General features: G+C 68.1%; 12 protein-coding genes and 1 pseudogene. 3 read left to right on the forward strand and 10 right to left on the reverse strand.

Translation table 11 applies throughout. The annotated features are described in order from the left end of the window. Positions 1 to 150: 150 nt before the first annotated feature. Positions 151 to 2,874, reverse strand: a complete 2,724-nt coding sequence (gene acnA, locus VM636_RS05705; RefSeq protein ID WP_053913769.1) for an aconitate hydratase AcnA — start codon at positions 2,872 to 2,874, stop codon at positions 151 to 153. Positions 2,875 to 3,433: 559 nt separating this feature from the next. Between acnA and VM636_RS05710 the strand changes: the two genes are divergently transcribed. Further along, on the forward strand, positions 3,434 to 4,963 hold the full coding sequence (locus tag VM636_RS05710; protein ID WP_030420671.1) for a UDP-N-acetylglucosamine 1-carboxyvinyltransferase: 1,530 nt from the start codon (positions 3,434 to 3,436) through the stop codon (positions 4,961 to 4,963). A 587-nt stretch (positions 4,964 to 5,550) separates the two neighbouring features. Here the strand turns inward: VM636_RS05710 and VM636_RS05715 are convergent. Further along, positions 5,551 to 5,766 (reverse strand): annotated as a pseudogene (locus VM636_RS05715) (DUF4291 family protein); the annotation flags it as partial. A gap of 145 nt (positions 5,767 to 5,911) precedes the next feature. Then, a protein-coding gene (locus tag VM636_RS05720) for an IS5 family transposase (RefSeq protein ID WP_107091362.1) occupies positions 5,912 to 6,729 on the reverse strand; the annotation gives its coding sequence in 2 pieces (ribosomal slippage) (positions 5,912 to 6,381 and positions 6,381 to 6,729; 819 coding nt in all). A 717-nt stretch (positions 6,730 to 7,446) separates the two neighbouring features. Between VM636_RS05720 and VM636_RS05725 the strand changes: the two genes are divergently transcribed. Continuing rightward, positions 7,447 to 8,847: a hypothetical protein gene (locus tag VM636_RS05725; protein ID WP_158786465.1), complete on the forward strand. Its 1,401-nt coding sequence runs from the start codon at positions 7,447 to 7,449 to the stop codon at positions 8,845 to 8,847. Between the two features lie 442 nt (positions 8,848 to 9,289). Here the strand turns inward: VM636_RS05725 and VM636_RS05730 are convergent, their stop codons facing one another. Continuing rightward, positions 9,290 to 9,427, reverse strand: coding sequence for a hypothetical protein (locus VM636_RS05730; RefSeq protein ID WP_158786463.1), 138 nt, complete (start codon positions 9,425 to 9,427; stop codon positions 9,290 to 9,292). A 542-nt stretch (positions 9,428 to 9,969) separates the two neighbouring features. Here VM636_RS05730 and betT point away from each other — a divergent pair. Then, positions 9,970 to 12,252 carry a choline BCCT transporter BetT gene (gene betT / locus VM636_RS05735; protein WP_030420668.1) on the forward strand — a complete coding sequence of 761 codons (2,283 nt, stop codon included), beginning with the start codon at positions 9,970 to 9,972 and terminating at the stop codon, positions 12,250 to 12,252. Positions 12,253 to 12,448: 196 nt separating this feature from the next. Here betT and VM636_RS05740 read toward each other — a convergent pair whose 3' ends face one another. The 6 genes from VM636_RS05740 to VM636_RS05765 form a co-directional block, all read right to left on the reverse strand. Further along, on the reverse strand, positions 12,449 to 13,738 hold the full coding sequence (locus tag VM636_RS05740) for a DUF6056 family protein (RefSeq protein WP_234340424.1): 1,290 nt from the start codon (positions 13,736 to 13,738) through the stop codon (positions 12,449 to 12,451). Positions 13,739 to 13,970: 232 nt separating this feature from the next. Further along, on the reverse strand, positions 13,971 to 15,407 hold the full coding sequence (locus tag VM636_RS05745; protein WP_053913765.1) for a glycosyltransferase: 1,437 nt from the start codon (positions 15,405 to 15,407) through the stop codon (positions 13,971 to 13,973). Between the two features lie 433 nt (positions 15,408 to 15,840). Further along, positions 15,841 to 16,497: a fasciclin domain-containing protein gene (locus tag VM636_RS05750; protein WP_053913764.1), complete on the reverse strand. Its 657-nt coding sequence runs from the start codon at positions 16,495 to 16,497 to the stop codon at positions 15,841 to 15,843. 465 nt (positions 16,498 to 16,962) lie between these two features. Next, a complete protein-coding gene (locus VM636_RS05755) occupies positions 16,963 to 17,340 on the reverse strand; it encodes a hypothetical protein (protein WP_053913882.1) in 378 nt (125 codons plus the stop codon). A gap of 59 nt (positions 17,341 to 17,399) precedes the next feature. Further along, positions 17,400 to 18,323, reverse strand: a complete 924-nt coding sequence (locus VM636_RS05760) for an NADP-dependent oxidoreductase (RefSeq protein WP_107091361.1) — start codon at positions 18,321 to 18,323, stop codon at positions 17,400 to 17,402. A gap of 107 nt (positions 18,324 to 18,430) precedes the next feature. Then, entirely contained in the window at positions 18,431 to 18,826 is a 396-nt protein-coding gene (locus VM636_RS05765) for a MerR family transcriptional regulator (RefSeq protein ID WP_030420659.1), read from the reverse strand. Positions 18,827 to 18,940: the final 114 nt, after the last annotated feature.

Raw genomic sequence — 18,940 nt, forward strand, 5'->3', positions numbered from 1 at the left:
GGACGGCTCCCGGCGCGCGTACCGGGCGTACCCGGCGCGGCTCGGGGCGGGGTTCACGAGGAGGGCGCCGACGCGGGAGGGCCGCACCCCCGTGACCGGGGGTGCGGCCCTGACCGCCGTCGCGGGCCGCCCGGGGGCGGCCCGGCCGGCTCACTTGCGGATGAGACCGCGCAGCACGTACTGCATGATGCCGCCGTTGCGGTAGTAGTCCGCCTCGCCGGGGGTGTCGATGCGGACGACCGCGTCGAACTCGATGCCGGTGTCGGTGGTGACCTTCACCGTGCTCGGGGTGGTGCCCTCGTTCAGCTCGGTGACGCCGGCGATGGAGAAGGACTCCTCGCCGGTCAGGCCGAGCGAGTCGGCGGTGTGGCCCTCGGGGAACTGCAGCGGCAGCACGCCCATGCCGATGAGGTTCGAGCGGTGGATGCGCTCGTAGGACTCGGCGATGACGGCCTTGACGCCGAGCAGCGCGGTGCCCTTGGCCGCCCAGTCACGCGACGAGCCGGAACCGTACTCCTTGCCGGCCAGGACGACCAGCGGCGTGCCCTGCGCGACGTAGTTGCGCGAGGCGTCGTAGATGAAGGAGACGGGGCCGCCGTCCTGGGTGAAGTCGCGGGTGTAGCCGCCCTCGGTGCCCGGCGCGATCTGGTTGCGCAGGCGGATGTTGGCGAACGTGCCGCGGATCATGACCTCGTGGTTGCCGCGGCGCGAGCCGTAGCTGTTGAAGTCGCGGCGCTCGACGCCGTGCTCCGTGAGGTACTTGCCCGCCGGGGTGTCGGCCTTGATGGCACCGGCCGGGGAGATGTGGTCGGTGGTGACCGAGTCGCCCAGCTTGGCCAGGACACGGGCGCCGGAGATGTCCTCGACCGGCTCCGGCTCCATGCCCATGCCCTCGAAGTACGGGGGCTTGCGCACGTAGGTGGAGTCGGCGTCCCACTCGAAGGTGTTGCCGGTCGGGACCGGCAGCGCCTGCCACTGGGCGTCACCGGCGAAGACGTCGCTGTAGGACTTGGTGAACATGTCCTCGCCGATGGCGTTGGCGACGACGTCGTTGACCTCGGCCTCGGAGGGCCAGATGTCCTTCAGGAAGACCGGGTTGTTGTCCTGGTCGTAGCCGAGGGCCTCGCGGGTGATGTCCACCTTCATGGAGCCGGCCAGCGCGTAGGCGACCACCAGCGGCGGGGAGGCCAGGTAGTTCATCTTGACGTCGGGGTTGATCCGGCCCTCGAAGTTGCGGTTGCCGGAGAGCACCGAGGTGACCGCGAGGTCGTGCTCGTTGACCGCCTTGGAGACCTCGTCCGGCAGCGGGCCGGAGTTGCCGATGCAGGTGGTGCAGCCGTAGCCGACGAGGTTGAAGCCGATCTTGTCGAGGTACGGGGTCAGGCCCGCCTTCTCGAAGTAGTCGGTGACGACCTTGGAGCCGGGGGCGAGGGTGGTCTTGACCCAGGGCTTGCGGGTCAGGCCCTTCTCGACGGCCTTCTTGGCCACCAGGGCGGCGGCGACCATGACGTACGGGTTGGACGTGTTGGTGCACGAGGTGATGGCGGCGACGGTGACCGCGCCGTGGTCCAGCTCGTACTCCGTGCCGTCGGGCGCGGTGACCTTCACCTTGTGGGTGGGGGCGCCGTTGGAGATGGCCGGGGCGTCGGAGGCCGGGAAGGACTCCTTGCTGGCCTCGTCGACGTCGCCGCCGTCCTTGACGTAGTTGCGCACGTCCTGGCTGAACTGGGACTTCGCCTCGGCGAGGACGATGCGGTCCTGCGGGCGCTTCGGGCCGGCGATGGAGGGCACGACCGTGGACAGGTCGAGCTCCAGCTTCTCGGAGAAGTCCGGCTCGGCCTGCGGGTCCAGCCAGAGGCCCTGCTCCTTGGCGTACGCCTCGACCAGCGCGACCTGCTGCTCGGAGCGGCCGGTCAGGCGCATGTAGCTCAGCGTCTCGCCGTCGATCGGGAAGATCGCGGCGGTGGAGCCGAACTCGGGCGACATGTTGCCGATGGTGGCGCGGTTGGCGAGGCTCGTCGCGGCCACGCCCTCGCCGTAGAACTCGACGAACTTGCCGACGACGCCGTGCTTGCGCAGCATCTCGGTGATGGTCAGCACGAGGTCGGTGGCGGTGGTGCCGGGCCGCAGCTCGCCGGTGAGCTTGAAGCCCACGACGCGCGGGATCAGCATGGAGACCGGCTGGCCGAGCATCGCGGCCTCGGCCTCGATGCCTCCGACGCCCCAGCCGAGGACGCCGAGACCGTTGACCATCGTGGTGTGCGAGTCGGTGCCGACCAGGGTGTCGGGGTACGCCTTGCCCTCGCGGGTCATGACGACACGGGCCAGGTGCTCGATGTTCACCTGGTGGACGATGCCGGTGCCGGGCGGGACGACCTTGAACTCGTCGAACGCGGTCTGGCCCCAGCGCAGGAACTGGTAGCGCTCCTTGTTGCGGCCGTACTCCAGGTCGACGTTGACCTTGAAGGCGTCGCTGGTGCCGAACTTGTCGGCGATGACGGAGTGGTCGATGACCAGCTCGGCCGGGGCCAGCGGGTTGATCTTCGCCGGGTCGCCGCCGAGCTCCTTGACGGCCTCGCGCATGGTGGCGAGGTCGACGACGCAGGGCACGCCGGTGAAGTCCTGCATGATCACGCGGGCCGGCGTGAACTGGATCTCCTGCGACGGCTGGGCCTGGGAGTCCCAGCCGCCGAGGGCGCGGATGTGGTCGGCGGTGATGTTCGCGCCGTCCTCGGTACGGAGGAGGTTCTCCAGCAGCACCTTCAGGCTGTAGGGAAGGCGCGCGGAGCCCTCGACCTTGTCCAGCCGGAAGATCTCGTACGACTCGTCGCCCACCTGCAACGTGCTGCGGGCGTCGAAGCTGTTCGCCGACACGACAGTCTCCTTCATTGATGTGCGCGTACCACCGCATCGTGCCGCCACGCCACCCTGGCCGATCCGATAAGGTAAGGCTAAGTTAGGTAGCCCTTACCGGGGTGGCGGCTGCGGTGCGCCTCGGCAGATATCTCGATGTCGAGATAACTCTAGTACATAGGGGCGAGCTGGTCATGCCCGGCCCGCATCGCGGACACGCCGTTCTCCGCCACGACCACGGGCCAGGGAGGCCGGGACGGGAGGCGGAACCGGACGAACGGGACACCGTCCCATCATCACCCCGGGACCGGAAGGGCACACGCCGGCGCGACCCGACGCGCCCGCCCCGCCCCGCCCGCCGGCCGGGCCGCCGGATCACCAGGCACCTCGCCCATGGCCACCGGACACCTCACAGGCGGACGTACACCGCGAAGCCGCCCCCGGCCGCAGACCCCCGTTCGCCGCCGCGCCGGCGATGAGGCACCCTGGGACGGGGCGCGAGGGGCGCCGGCATGACGGGGCATCACTCGGACGGACCCCCCGAGAGGCGCCATCTCATATCTGAGATAGCCTCAAGCTCATGGCAGACGACTACCTCGTACGCATCGGCAAGCTCATCCGTGACGCCCGGCAACACCGTGGCTGGACGCAGACGCAGCTCGCGGACGCCCTCGGCACCAGCCAGAGCGCGGTCAACCGCATCGAACGCGGCAACCAGAACATCAGCCTTGAGATGATCGCCCGGATCGGCGAGGCGCTGGACAGCGAAATCGTCTCCCTGGGCTACGCGGGCCCGATGCATCTGCGCGTGGTCGGCGGACGCCGGCTCTCCGGCGCCATCGACGTCAAGACCAGCAAGAACGCGTGCGTCGCGCTGCTGTGCGGGTCGCTGCTCAACAAGGGGCGCACGGTGCTGCGCCGGGTCGCCCGCATCGAGGAGGTCTACCGCCTCCTGGAGGTGCTCAACTCCATCGGCGTACGCACCCGCTGGATCAACGAGGGCGTCGACCTGGAGATCGTGCCGCCGGCCGAACTGGACATGGCCGCCATCGACGCCGCCGCGGCGGTGCGCACCCGCTCCATCATCATGTTCCTCGGCCCGCTGCTGCACCGCATGGACAGCTTCAAGCTGCCCTACGCGGGCGGCTGCGACCTGGGCACCCGCACCATCGAGCCGCACATGATCGCGCTGCGCCGCTTCGGCCTGGAGGTCGCCGCGACCGAGGGCCAGTACCACGCGGTCGTCGACCGCACCGTACGCTCCACCCGGCCGATCGTGCTGACCGAGCGGGGCGACACCGTCACCGAGAACGCCCTGCTGGCCGCCGCCCGGCACGACGGCGTCACCGTCATCCGCAACGCCTCCTCCAACTACATGGTGCAGGACCTCTGCTTCTTCCTGGAGGCCCTGGGCGTCAAGGTCGAGGGCATCGGCACCACCACGCTCACCGTGCACGGCGTCCCGGTCATCGACGCGGACGTCGACTACTCGCCCTCCGAGGACCCGGTCGAGGCGATGAGCCTGCTGGCCGCCGCCGTCGTGACCGAGTCCGAGCTGACGGTGCGCCGGGTGCCGATCGAGTTCCTGGAGATCGAGCTGGCGGTCCTGGAGGAGATGGGCCTCGACCACGACCGCACGCCCGAGTACGTCGCCGACAACGGCCGCACCCGGCTGGTGGACCTCACCGTCCGGCCCTCCAAACTGGAGGCGCCGATCGACAAGATCCACCCGATGCCCTTTCCCGGCCTGAACATCGACAACGTCCCGTTCTTCGCGGCCATCGCCGCCTCCGCGCAGGGCCAGACCCTCATCCACGACTGGGTCTACGACAACCGCGCCATCTACCTGACCGACCTCAACCGCCTCGGCGGCAGGCTCCAGTTGCTCGACCCGCACCGCGTCCTGGTCGAGGGCCCCACCCGCTGGCGCGCCGCCGAGATGATGTGCCCGCCCGCCCTGCGCCCCGCCGTCGTCGTCCTCCTCGCCATGATGGCCGCCGAGGGCACCTCGGTCCTGCGCAACGTCTACGTCATCAACCGCGGCTACGAGGACCTCGCCGAACGCCTGAACTCGGTGGGCGCCCAGATCGAGATCTTCCGGGACATCTGAAGGTCTTCAGAAACAACGTCACTACACCCCTCCTGACCTGTGTGTATGCGAGCCAGGAGGGGTTCGGCTTCGCCTGTGGGCCTTCTCGGGGACTTTTGGGCCGAGTGCCAGCGGGCACCTCTTCTGGCACCTCCGTTCACAGACCGTCCGCTACGCGGTGGATCGAGGGTCAGAGCAAGGGTGCAAGGAATGAGTGCGCGGAAAGCAGTCGGTCGCCGGCTTGGTCCGACGACAAGCCCGCCAGGCAGGTCCTCGGTGTGCGTCTGCCGGAGGCCGCCGCCCAGCCAGGCGCTCTGGCGGCGTACGGGTCGTCAGTTCTCAGCGCCGTTCTGATCCGCTCCGAGCAGCCGGATACGACGTCACACGTCCACGTGGCTGCGCCGCGCCGCGCGTGCCCGGGGAGGAACAGAGTGCCAGTCGACGGCCACCGTCCCCGAGGTAGGCCAGGTCTGGTCGCCGGTGGGCTCCAAGGACGCCGACGGCGGAAGGGGGCATGGGCGCCGCTGGGGGCCTGCTGAGGACCTGACGGCGAAAGCGGCCCCCCACACTCGTCGTCGGCCGATCCGGTCCACGAGGTTGCCGGTCAGCGGGTATGGCCGTTCAGCGGGAAGAAGCCCCCGGGCCGCGCCTTCGTCACCTGCGATGACCGCCGCGTGCACCTCGTGGGCGAGTGGCGTCACGTCCCGGATCGACGTGGTCCAGTCGTCCACGTATCGGTCCACGGCCTCGCCCGACAGCCCGATCTGAATGGCACGATGGGGCAACGGATTCAGCCCGAGGTCCCGCTCGGGGTCCCATTGGAGCGTGGTTGGTAAGCCGCCCAAGCCGCTCCTGACCTGAACCGTGCAGTCGATGGAGCGCCTCATCGAGAATGCCCGTTGTGTCCATGGCGAGGACGGTAGGCGAGGCGGCACGGCGGCGTAACGGGCTGAAGGCTTAGACCGTGTCCTACGTGGTGAGTCGGAGGAGTCGCTTGTAGCAGCAGAGGGCGGCGGCGAGGCCGAGAAGGGCCAGGTAGTTGCGGGGGTGGCGTTCGTATCGGTGGTTGAGTCTGCGGTAGCCGGTCAGCCAGGACATGGTGCGTTCGATGACCCATCGGCGGCGGCCTAAGCGTTCGCTGGACTCGACTCCCTTGCGGGCGATGCGGACGCCGATGTGCTTGCCCCATAGCCATTTCCGCAGGTGAGGGACGTCGTATGCTTTGTCGGCGTGAAGTCGCTGGGGTTTGAAGTGGCGGCCACGATGGGGGTCGTGTCTCGTTTGGTGACCCGTGATCATGGGCTTCAGCCCGAGGCTGTCGTGGACGTTGGCCGCGGAGAGGCCGACGAGGAGGGGCAGTCCGTTCGCGTCCGACAGGACGTGCATCTTGGAGCCCGGCTTGCCTCGGTCCACTGGGCTCGGACCTGTGAGTTCGCCCCTTTTTTAGCCCTGACGTGGACGGAGTCGAGCACGGCCCGGGACAGGTCGAGCAGGCCGGCGTCGTCCATACGGTGCAGGATCTCCTCGTGGAGCCGGCCCCAGACACCGGCTCTCGACCAGATCAGGAACCTGCGGTGGGCCGTCGACTTCGATATCCCGAAGCACGGCGGCAACGCCCGCCAGGCACATCCGCTGACCAGGACATAGATGATCGCCGCGAACAGCGTCTCGTCAGGCGTGTCCTGAGTCCCGCCGCCTTGCGGCCGCACCTTCGACGGCGGGATCAGCGGCTCCGCGATCTCCCACAGTCCGTCGGGAACAATCCAACTCCAAGTACCCCTCCCCATGCTGAGCCCAACGACCGACTCACCACGTAGGACACGGTCTTAGGACCGGGTCTGAGGAGCTCGTGCACGGGGTCCTCTGCAACCGGCCTTGCCCGTCACAAAGACCGGGGCTCATCAGCATGCCGCCGGTGCCCGCACCGATCCGCCGCCGGCTCCCGGCTCAAAGGGGGCCGATCCGCCGGACCACCAGGACGAAACCGCGTGACCGAGCGCCTCACTTGGCGAGGTGAGCGTGGATGCCGGGTGCGTACGCACGGCCGGTCGGCTGGTCGAAGCCTTGGCTTGGGGCTGCTCCGGCCTCGCGGAGGCGAGTACCGCAACGGGAACCGATCAGGGGTGAAACGGGCCTCGGTGCGAGGGCGATCGGCAGGCAAGAAGTACGTGCTCTGAGTCTTGCGCCGCATGGAGAGCGCTGGCAGCCTTGCTGCGCAAACAGGAGACATCATACGTCTGCTGTCTGAAATCTTCCCGCTTTCAGGGCAAGGAGAGCACATGAGCCGCGAGACCTTCGGACCGCTGTCGAGGCGGGGTGTCCTGCTCGGTGGCCTGGCCGCGACGGCGCTGGGCGCTGCGGGCACGCCGGCCGCGGCAGGACCGTCAAGCGCCAGACCGCTGGCCGCGGTTCCCACCGCCGGCGGTTCTCCGCTGGCTGACCCGACGAGCCGGCCGCACAAGTACTTCGCGTTCGACACCGGAATCTGGAACGGCCATCGGGGAATGACGAACTGCCAAGTCAAGATGGGCAGTTTCGTCAAGGACACGGACCACAACCCTCTTTTCCGAGAGGGGATCTTCGAGAACCCCCGGCTGCCGTGGGAGCCGCGCTTCGACAACGGGTACCCGAACGTGTTCTGGGACCCGGAGCACAAGAAGTTCCGCTGCTACTACACGCTCTTCCTCCGCGATCCTGCGTCACTCAACACCTCTCCGGAGGAACGAAGCGGGCGGGAGTACGTCATAGCCAACAGACAGACCGGCTGTTGCTACGCGGAGTCCACCGATGGCGTGCACTGGACGAAGCCCGATTTGGGTCTGGTCAGCTTCGACGGCAGCAAGAAGAACAACATCCTGTTCGAGCATGTCCAGGGAACGTCCGTGCTCTACGACCCCGCGGACCCGGATCCCACCCGCCGGTACAAGCTGATCACGTTGCGCGAGTCGGGAGGAACGTCCCTGTGCGTGGCCTTCTCGTCCGACGGCATCCACTTCAGTGCTCTCAAGCCCTGGCCGGCCAACAGCCCGTCCCCTGGTGCGGACTGCCACAACCTCGTCTTCCGCGACTCCCGCACGAATGAGTACGTACTCATCACACGGCTGTGGGACAGCAACATCCGCGTGTCGGCGATGTCGCGGTCCACGGACTTCATCAACTGGTCCAAGCCGGTCGAGGTCCACCGGGGCAACGGATTCGACTCCCAGATCTACTCGATGCCGGTCTTCGAGTACGGCGACCTCTACGTCGGGCTCGCCTCGCTGTACCGCGACGGCGACACCACGCTTCCGCACCACGACACCGTCGACCTGGCACTGCAGTGGTCCGTCAACCTGACGGAGTGGAACGACGTCGCACCCGAGGGCAGCACGTTCATTCCGCACGGCAAGGGCATGGGCACGTACCCGCGCGGCGACTTCGACAGCAGCGTCATCTTCTCCTCGATCCCCGTAGAGATCGACGACAAGCTCTACTTCTACTACATGGGCGGGAAGGGCCGTCACACCGGTTGGCGCGAGTCCGCGCTCGGCAGGGGCTACATCGAGAAGGACAAGTTCGCCTGCTACGGCAGCCGAACCGGGAACAGGTCCGCTTCCGTCACCTCACAAGGCTTCAACTTCTTCGGTGAGAACGTCGAGTTGCTGGTCGACATCGAAGACGGCGGCTGGGTCAGGGTGGACCTGATGAACCAGGGGGGCACCGTCGTCCAGAGCGGCTTCGAGGCCGACAACAGCACACTCCGGGATCTCGGCGATGGGTGGCACCGGCTCACCTGGCGCAATGCGTCCGTCATGGATCTGAACCGTGAGTCCTTCTACGCGATGAGGATCACCATGCGCAAGGCGAAGCTCTGGGCGATCCAGGGGGACCTGTACGTTCGCCCGTTGAAGTACACCAAGCCGTAACTCGCCCCAGCGGCGAAAGGGGAGGCGAAGTACCCAGATCGGACGAGGGGTCTCCGCGTTCGGCGTTCAGGTGTGCGCGGCGGCCCGCGGCCCCCGGGCCCATTCCCCGGCACCGCTGGGTGGACCTCGGTCACCACCGCCAACGGACGGCGGCTCTGGTCCCCAAGGGCATGTCGTTCGGCTGCCGGCACACCGGCAGCCGAACGGCCTTCTCCGGAGCGCGATCGCCGCAGATCTCGCCTCCTCACCACTGATCGGCTACCCAGCGGAAACGCCGGCCCAGCCCCCACCACGTCTCCGACGACCGCGCACGCCTCGCCACCACGGCCTGCCTCCGGACCCAAGTCACACACGGCGAATTTCCATTCACCCCACAACCGGCCGCAGCCCGAAACGCCCCCGAGCACGACGCTGCGTGGAGCCAGGACCGGTCCCCCATCGGTCACGGGACCCGGCAGCACGAGGTGCCCTCCACCAGCAGACGAAGCCGCTTCTCGACTCCTACGCCGCCCAGCTCACCCGAGCCGTCGGCCTCCGTGGCGAACGCGAAGCCCTGCGGGCGCTGCGTGCCACCCGTCACGGCGCGGTCCTCGCTTCCCCCGCCGCGATCCATCAGCGCGCACAGTTCCGGGACTGCCCGGCCCAGGACCTCGAGCACCGGATGCCGGTGCGGGTCATGCCGTCCACGGACCAGCCTGTCCTTGAGGGCGCCGATCGGCTGAGGCGAGGACTCCCCTCACCGTCTTCCGGAGAGCGCCGGCCCCGCCTCCGCCCGCGAGGCGCCGGAACACCGGCTGCTCCCCTCCGCCCGCGCGGCAGCGGCCGACTGGTACGACCAGAACCTGCCCAACGGTGAGATTATGCATATTTCCCCCACTGGACACGGAGCCGCCGCTCACAGCCTGAGTACCACGAAAGCCCAGGTCACAGCCGACATCCGAGGCCTTCACCGCTCCCGAGCGGGCCACCAGATCATTTCGTCAGGAGTATTAGCATGGCCAAGTGCGTCCCAGGCCAGGGTGCTCACCGTGCACGGCCTCCCCCTCTTTTTCGGACCGAGGCCGCGGACGTCCGCCAACGCGGGCGCCCGCTCGAACCCGTCGCCGACAGGAGGAGGACTGCATGACCGAAGCCGTGAACACACCCCGCCCCGGAGGCGAGTCGCCGAAGGCCCCGATCGAACGCCGCCACCTCGGCGGCACCGAACGGCGGCGCCACGGCCCGGAGGCCGAGAACCGCCCTCCCGTCTCCAGCCAGGAACTCAGCAAAGCTCCCGCGGAACTCGTGGAGGAGCCCGGCCCCAAGGTCAACTGGCGTGTCTTCGTCATCGCCTCGGCCGTCATCGTCGCCTTCTCCCTCTGGGCCATGTTCGCTCCCGGGCACGCCGCCGGCACCATGCGGACCATGGTGGCCTGGATCGCGGAGAACCTCGGCTGGTTCTACGTCCTCACCATCACCGCCGTGATCGTGTTCGTCCTCTGGGTCGCGCTGTCCAAGGAGGGCTCCGTCCGGCTCGGCCCCGACCACTCCCGGCCGCAGTACAAGCTCTTCACCTGGGTGGCCATGCTGTTCGCCGCCGGTGTGGGCATCGACATGCTCTTCTACTCCGTCACGGGGCCCATCACCCAGTACATGGCTCCGCCGACGGGCGAGGGCCAGACGGGCGCGGCCGCCCAGGACGCCGTGGTGTGGACCATGTTCCACTACGGTGTGGCCGGCTGGGCCATGTACTCGCTGCTCGGCATGGCCATGGGCTACTTCGCCTACCGCTGGGGCATGCCGCTGTCCATCCGGGCCGTCCTGTACCCCCTGCTCGGCAAGCGCGTCCGCGGCGGGATCGGCGACACCATCGACATCGTCACCCTGGTCGGCACCGTCTTCGGCGTCGCCACCTCCATGGGCATCGGCGTGGTGCTGCTGAACGTCGGCTTCGCCTGGCTGTTCGGCCTCCCCCAGGGCCTGGCCCTGCAGATCGCGCTGGTGGTCGTGGCCGTGATCATGACCATCGCGGCCTGCACCTCGGGCATGGACAAGGGGATCCGGCTGATCTCCGAGCTGAACATCTGGAGTGCGGCGGCCATGCTGCTGTACATCCTGGTCACCGGGGATTCCGCGTTCCTGCTCAACGCTCTGGTGGAGAACATCGGCCGGTTCGTCTTCTCGCTGCCGGACCGGACCCTGCAGACCTTCGCCTACCAGGAGGGGGGCTCCGAGTGGATGGCCGGCTGGACTCTCTTCTTCTGGGCGTTCTGGCTGGCCTGGGGCCCGTTCGTGGGCCTGTTCCTCGCCCGTATCTCCCGCGGCCGGACGCTGCGCGAGTTCGTCATCGCCGCCATCACCGCCCCGGTGCTCTGCGACTTCCTGATCGTGAGCATCTTCGGCAACAGCGCCATGCGCCAGGTCCTGAACGGGAACAAGGAGTTCGCCCGGCAGGCCATGGACAGCCCGGAGAAGGGCTGGTTCTCGCTGCTGGAGATGTTCCCCGGCGCCGCCTTCCTGATCGGCCTCGGCACGCTGTCCGGGTTGCTGTTCTACCTCACCAGCGCCAACTCCGGCGCCATGGTGATGTCCAACTTCTCCTCCTCGATCCCCAAACCGTCGCAGGACGGGGCGAAGTGGCTGCGCGTCTTCTGGGCGGTGCTCACCGCGGTGCTGACCATCGCGATGCTGGTGGCCGGCGGGGTCACCACCATGGAGCACGCGACGCTCATCTTCGCCCTGCCGGTGACGGTCATCGCCTGGCTGGTGATGGCCTCCTTCTCCAAGGTCCTGCGCATGGAGCGGGCCGAGCGCGAGGGCCGCGTCATGCGCCGGCAGTCGACGGCGGTGCACGGCGGCCACGTGCCCGAGCGCACCTGGCGCCAGCGGCTGGAGCGGATGCGTTCCTACCCCTCGAAGAAGCAGGTGGCCCAGTTCATGGAGCGCACCGTGCAGCCGGCACTGGCCGACGTGGTCCGCGAGTTCGGGAAGCAGGGCTACCAGGCCACACTGGACCCGGCCCCGAACGAGCAGACCGGCATCATCGGCCACGCGCTGGTGGTCACCATCCCCGAGCACCGCGACTTCCACTACCAGGTGCATGCCGTCGAGGCCCCGGTGCCGATGTTCGGCGGACGCATGTCCCGCCAGACGGACGTCTACTACCGGGTCGAGGTCTTCGCCCAGACCGGCTCCGAGGGCTACGACCTGATGGGCCTGTCCCACCAGCAGGTGATCGACGACGTCCTGGACCGCTACGAGGCGCACCTGGGCTTCCTCGCCTACTCCACCGAGCGCGACTACGCCTCGGTGCTCACACCGCCACCGCCGGTCGTGACCACCACGGGAGCCGTCCCGGTGGTGGAGCCCGCGGAGCCGCAGGGCGACGCCGGTACAGACGCAGGAGGCACCGGGCCGAAGGCGTAGCACCGCTCCACCCGGCGGCCGGTGCCCGCACCACCCGCGCGGAACGCCGTACTCGCCCTCCGGCGGATAGGCCGCTCGCACCCACGCCGGCGCCGGACCGGGCCGGCGTGGGCATGGACGCCCGGGGCTGCCGAGCGGGCTCGTCGTGTCAGCCGCTGTCCTCCAGCGGACCCACCACGCGTGTCCGAACCCGGGGTCAGGGCCCTGGCGTGCCGTCCGTGATCTCCTTCACGTGGTAGTAGGTGGCGACACAAGCAGCCGGCCACGACCGCTTGTCCTTGTTGCCGAAGGGTTCTGTCATCTTGCTGATGACGAGCGGCTTGTAGCGCAGAACCGTCGCCCCTGCCGCAGCCTCGTTCCTCAGCAGCCGGTCCTGGCTGTCCCATGCCATGCCCCGTGCCCGCATGTCCGACCCCAGATCACGCAGCGCCACAGCCAAGACGACCGTGACGCCCACGCACAACAGCGTCGTACCCACGGCCACGGGCCGTGTGCTGCGGTGGTACCGCCTCACCAGCAGGTTCCCGAGAAGACCGCCCGCACCGAGGAGCAGCAGGAGCAGCAGGAACAAGTAGTCGTTCCACAGGCGGTTGGCGGACGCGACCGAGGATCCGAACACGGGATGAGTGATGACCGTGCACACGTATCCCGACACCAGCAGGGCCAGTACGCCGAACCTCAGTATCAGGGGTGCTCGGTGATCCGGCCGGGGGATGCCGCCGTCCTCGCGGCGAACAAGAACTCCGATGAGCGTGCCGACGGCGATCGCTCCGAGGTACTGCCAGTTCGTCACCAAGGTCAGAAGGATGTGCGTGTAGCCCCGCAGCGATGCCGCCAGCGATTCGGGCGCGAACATGGCCCCCGCATGGTGATGTGCGCGCCGGTTCCGTGAGCCGGGGGAGGTGAGGAGTACCGCGGTGCCGAGGACGATGCCTCCTGCGGCGGACGCGCACCACGTCCGTACGAAGGCGAGCCGTTCCGTTGGGAAGAGCTTCCGAGCGAGCAGCATGGTCAGGGCAAGAAGCGTCAAGGCGACGACTGATGTCTCTTCCGACAGCGTGCCCATGACGGCACCGACCACGCATGCGGTGGCGATGGCGAGAGCCCGCCCGCGACGGGAGGTGGCGAGCAGAGCGGGGATCGTCGCGGCGACCGTGAGTACAGGCGGGAGGGTATGCGAGACCGATGAGGCCGGCCAGAAGAACGTCTTGTAGGTGTTCGTGGAGGCGAAACAGAAGAGGGCGAGGATCATGGCGGCCGAGAACAGCGGTAATCCTCTGGGCACTTGCCAACCGCTGCACCGTCGCAACGCCGCCGCCCATGCCCACAGGAGGGCCAGCATCACGACGGCACTGATCCCCGCGTACCACTGCTGTCCCGGAACGCCGAACGCGGAGTAGGAGGCGACGAGGAATCCGTTGGCGATCCGGCCGTTGTCCGTGGAATAGAACTTGTCCACCAGCGCCATGAAGCCTTCGTCACGCACGCGGGGCAGAAAGCACCATTCGTCTCCGCTCGGACGCACCCAGCGTGCGTACCACGCGGCTCCGGCGAAAAGCGAGAGCGGGAGGAGCGTCAACAGAGTCGTACCCACTGCGGTGAGGCGTGGTGAGGGGAAGGCCGGCCTTCCGTCTGCCACGCGCTGACGGACGTCCGCGTCCTGTGTCTCGACCGGCTGTCCGGCAGCCGGCTGTTCGTCGCCCTCCGAGCGAGCGGCGCTAGCCGAGCGTGGGGTCGTCTTGCTTCGCCTCCGGGACAGAGCGCCGAAGCGCTCCCGCAGTGACCTTGGCGCCCCCCGGCTGCCGGCCGGAGTTGATGGCCCACCGCGCGATGAGGAAGGAGACAGGGGTGACCACGACTCCGGCGACGAGTGCAGCGACATTCTTATCCATTCCGAATTGACTCACGGCCAAGTAGAGAAGGGCGCCCGACGCCACGAGATTGAAGACACTGGAAAGCGGAAACCGGAGGAACGCGCGCCATGTCGGATGGGTTCGACAGGTGAGGTAGGAATTGAGCAGAAAAGAGCATCCGACACTGACGGCAAATCCGAGCGCATGCGCCACGAGGTACGGGATCCACTGGTGCAGAGCGGCAAAAATGCTCAGGTATACGGCGGTATTGACGAATCCGATTGCCACGAAGGTGGCGAACTGCCGTGACGTTTTGGGAAGATTTCCAGAAGGCGTGATTTTTTCATGATGTGCTGGGTGCGGTCGCTGAGACGGGAACTCATCGGTCTCCTGCACCACAAATGCGGGACGGCGCTTCACCTCGTGATAAATTCTGCCCACGTACTCGCCGATGATCCCCAGGGTGATCAGCTGGATTCCACCCAGCGCTACCACCACCATCAGTAGCGTCACATAACCGGGGACAACGCTCCCGTGGATTGCCACGTCCAGGACTACCCACGCCGCATAGGCAACTGCTACCAGAAGGCACCAAAAGCCCGTGTAGATGGCCATTCTCAGTGGGCGGTTGTTGAACGACAGTAGACCGTCGATGCCGTAGTTGAGCAGACGGCGGCTCCCCCACTTCGAGCTGCCCGCCAGCCGTTGCGCGTTCCGGTAGGTGAACGTGGCCGTGGAGAACCCGACCCAGGAGAAGATGCCCTTGGAGAACCGATTGGTCTCCGGGAGTGAAAGTACGGTGTCCACCGCGTGGCGCGACAGCAGTCGGAAGTCGCCGGCGCCGTCGAGTACCTCCACGTCCATGAGGTGTCGGACCAGAGCGTAGTAACCGCGGCTCAACAGGGCGCGTGTCACGCCGTCACCCGCACGATCTCGCCGGGGAACCACCTGGTCGTACCCCCGAGCGTGGAGTTCGAGCATCCGGGGAATGAGCTCCGGGGGGTGCTGCAGGTCCGCGTCCATGAGGACCACCGCCTGGCCCCGGGACATCCGCAGGCCGGCGAGCATCGCGGCTTCCTTGCCGAAGTTCCTGCTGAGCACCGCGTACCTGACCCGCGGATCCGCGAGACCAAGCTGCCTGATGATGTCCGATGTTCGGTCAGTGCTGCCGTCGTCCACGTAGCAGATCTCGTAGTCGAGCTCGGCCGGTCCCAGCACGTTTCCGATGACCGAGTGGAATTTCTCGATAACGGCGGCTTCGTTGAAGCACGGAACGACCACGGAAAGCTGGGTAGTCGTCAAGAGTGACTCCTGACCAACACGCCAGTACGGCGATGTCCGTTTCGCGGGGTACGAGGCGGGCCCGACCGGGCCAGACAGGTGCTGAATGCCGCCGCACTCACCATGTATTCCACCAGCCCGCGGCCAAGGACACGGCACCGCGCCTGTGAGTGCACCGTTCGGCCGCATCACGAGACCTCATAGGGCTACACCATTTCCGCGCCGGATGGCGGCGAGGGCCGGCAGGAGGTTCGGGGTTTCTCACCAGCCGGCTGTTCGCCTCGCGTGGACCTTCATCCCTCGGATCAAGGCGCGGCACTACGGCGGAGATGCCTTTTGTGTGAGGTGGGGCGGTCGCGCCACCGTCGGCAGGAGCCCACGGTGGCGCGACGTTCCCTCATGGGGGAAGGGGAGGCGGTGCTCGAACCTTCGCGGTGTCCCGGCGCAGGCGACGCTACGAGGACGGCGACGGCGACGTCGATGGGGTGGCAGTCGGCGGGATGAGAACACCGTCGACGATGTACACCGTCGCGTTCTTCGTGGGGATGTTGCCGCAGGCGATCGGCACACTGCCGTTGACCTTGAAGGAGTCACCGGAGCCCGAGGTGGTGAGGGTGCTGCCCTCGAGCGTGGTGAACTTGCCGTGCGGCAGTTGTGCCTTGGTGATCTTCTTGTGCTCGACCACGTGGTAGGTCAGCACCTTCTTGAGCTGGGCTTTGTCGTTGAGAAGCGCGTCCTTCTTGGCGGTGCCGAGCTTGTTGAACGCGTCGTTGGTGGGCACGAAGACGGTGCTGTCCTTGAGACCGTTCAGGGTGTTCGCCAGGTCGGTCTTCTTGATGGCATCGGCCAGCATGGACAGGTTCGGGTTGTTGTCCACCGCCGTCGCGACGTCCTCGTGCGCCATCTGTGCGGCGCTTCCGTTGCCGCTCTGCGGCAGCATGGAACAGTTGGGGCCGAAGGGCTGGTCGCTCGGTGACGGAGACGCGGTGTCGCCGTCGGTCGGCGACGAGTCGGACGCCGATGCCTGGGGCACCAGTACGCCCAGCGACAGCGGGATGCTGAGCGCTGCGGCCACGGTGACAGCGGTGGTACGGACGCGTACGGAATTCATACCAATTCCTCGTTCCTTCTGGAGGAGGGCTTGGGCAGGGGGAGGGCTTGGACCTGGGCGAGTGATCTACTGCGGGAATCACCTCGAGGGAGGCTCCGCGCTCCGGTCGGGGATACACACCACACCGGCAGGCCATCGATCCCGATCGGCCCTTTCCCCATGTAAGCGCACATTGCGCCGCCCGGCATCCTCCGGACCGGTGCGACCGCTCTCACCTGCTTCCACGGCTGCTGCTGCGTGGGGGACGACCGCCTGTGGGGCGTCAACCGAAGCCGCACGACCCGTGTGCAGGATCAAGGGGCAAGGTCCGTGCTCACCGCCCGGCGCGAGGAACGTGCCCGCATCCGCGGCGAAGAGGGCATCCGCCGGGGCGGACCCCCTCGACACCGCGGCCTGACCGACCGCGAACCGCGGCCCCCGAGCGCCGAAGGCGGCGGGTCCGGGAGGAGGACGGTGACAGTTGACTCAGGCGCCGGACGACTCGATCTCCCCCGCGAAGACGATGACCTGGTCGATGAGGCTCCGCCGCAGATGGACGACGTCCGTTCCCGCCAGCCGGGGGCCTCCGTCCGGCGTGGTGAAGACCCACTGGTACCGGGCCCACTCGTCAGGCATGTCCACCGCTGAGCAGCGCACCATCGTGCCGGTCCCCGCCGGGTGGCGCCGGATGTCGAGCACGAACCGCTCGACCGCCGCGATTCCCTCGCTGCGGCCCAACGGCCCCCAGAAGACCACGTCCGAGGTCAGAGCCTGGGAGAGGAGGGCGGTCACATAGCCGTCGTCCGAGGCGTTGAACGCGGAGATGAACGTGTCGATCGCGGAGCGTGCAATCTCTTCCTGCATGCCCCAGTCATACCAGCCGTGTCGCCGCGCGTTCGCCCCGCGAGCCGCCTCCCGAGCGGTCATGCCACCTTGATGACGACCTTGCCCGAGGCGTGACCGTTCTCGACGGTGGCGAGGGCGGCCGGGGCGTCGGAGAGCGGATGGACCGCGGTGATGACGGGTGCGAGAAGTCCGTCGAGGGCCAGCCGGGCCGACCGTTCCAGGTTCTCGCGGTCGACGCGGCGCTCGACGAAGCGCCCACCGAGACCGGGCACCGACATATCACCCACGGCGATGACGTTGCGGGGGTCCCGGGCCAGCGGAGCGACCGTCCGCAGCGAGGTGCCTCCGACCAGGTCGACGATCCCGTCGAAGCCGTCCGGAACCAGCTCGCGTGCCGCGGCGGCGACGTCCTCGGCGGTGTAGTCGACGAACCGCGCCCCGACCGCCTCGGCGTGCTCGCGTTTGGCGGCACTCCCGGTGCCGATCACACGCAGCCCGCGCCCGGCGGCCAGGCGGGCGACGGCGAGACCGACCCCGCCCCCGACCCCGTTGACCAGGACCGTGGCACCGGCCGGGAGGCCGAGCTGGTCGAGCACGTCCACCGCGGTCGTCCCGGCCACCGGCAGCGTTGCCGCCACGGTCGCGGACAGACCCTCCGGGATGCGCGCCGTGTTCGGCGCGGACAGCACCGTCGTCTCGGCGTAGGTGCCGCCACCGGTGAGTGCGAAGCCGAAGACCGCGTCACCCACCTCGAGCCCGTTGACGTCCTCGCCCCGCGCGAGAACGGTTCCGGCCGCCTCCATGCCCAGCACGCGGGGAAACGGACGCCCGCCGTCGAGCCCGTCGACCAGGCCCGAGCGCAGAAGGTGGTCGAGGGGATTCACGCCGGCGACGTCGACCCGGATCAGCACCTCGTCTCGACCGGGGACGGGGTCGGGACGCTCCAAGAACTCCTGCACCTCGGGCCCGCCATACCTGCCGAAACCCCATGCCTGGCCCATTTTCCGCCGCCTCTCGTACGAGCGACCCGGTGATTCCGGGGCGCGGTTGCCATCCTCACCTCTGACACCGATGTGAGGGGCAACCGGCTGAGACGCAGATCACAGCGTCAGGCCGGCCGCGCCACCGCTCCCGGGGCCGTGGTCAGTTCCGCCCGGTGCCGGCTGTTGGCCCTGATCAGCACGTCGAGCGCGTCTCGGGTCTCGATCAGGTGCGCGATGTCGGCGTCGATCCGGTCGCGTTCGCGCATCATCGCCGTGAACGTCTCCTCGGCGATGCCCAGGTCACCCGGGATGTCCACACAGGGCAGCACAGTCGCGATCACCCTGCTGGACATACCCGCGTCGAGCAGTTGCCGGATGAGTGACACGCGCTGGACCGCGGCATCGGAGTAGTGACGCTGCCCCGCGTCGGAGCGTGAACTGGTCAGCAGGCCCTGTTCTTCGTAGTAGCGCAGGGAGCGCGGACTCACGCCCGTGCGCTTGGACAACTCGCCTATCCGCATCTCCCGGAGCCTACGCCCGCGCGCTCCGGGTTCGGACCGCCGTCGGGTTCCGTCCCGACCGAGCCCGGTGGAGCGGCGGTTCGCCGAGCCGGCACAGGAGAAGCTCAGGCGGGG

The sequence above is a fragment of the Streptomyces sp. SCSIO 75703 genome, assembly GCF_036607905.1.
Taxonomy (GTDB): Bacteria; Actinomycetota; Actinomycetes; order Streptomycetales; family Streptomycetaceae; genus Streptomyces.

Coding starts and splice junctions, on each gene's coding strand:
- VM636_RS05750 (WP_053913764.1), bottom strand. CDS start 16,497: ATGAATTCCGTACGCGTCCGTACCACCGCTGTCACCGTGGCCGCAGCG.
- VM636_RS05725 (WP_158786465.1), top strand. CDS start 7,447: ATGACGAACTGCCAAGTCAAGATGGGCAGTTTCGTCAAGGACACGGAC.
- VM636_RS05760 (WP_107091361.1), bottom strand. CDS start 18,323: ATGGGCCAGGCATGGGGTTTCGGCAGGTATGGCGGGCCCGAGGTGCAG.
- VM636_RS05710 (WP_030420671.1), top strand. CDS start 3,434: ATGGCAGACGACTACCTCGTACGCATCGGCAAGCTCATCCGTGACGCC.
- VM636_RS05755 (WP_053913882.1), bottom strand. CDS start 17,340: ATGCAGGAAGAGATTGCACGCTCCGCGATCGACACGTTCATCTCCGCG.
- betT (WP_030420668.1), top strand. CDS start 9,970: ATGACCGAAGCCGTGAACACACCCCGCCCCGGAGGCGAGTCGCCGAAG.
- VM636_RS05765 (WP_030420659.1), bottom strand. CDS start 18,826: ATGCGGATAGGCGAGTTGTCCAAGCGCACGGGCGTGAGTCCGCGCTCC.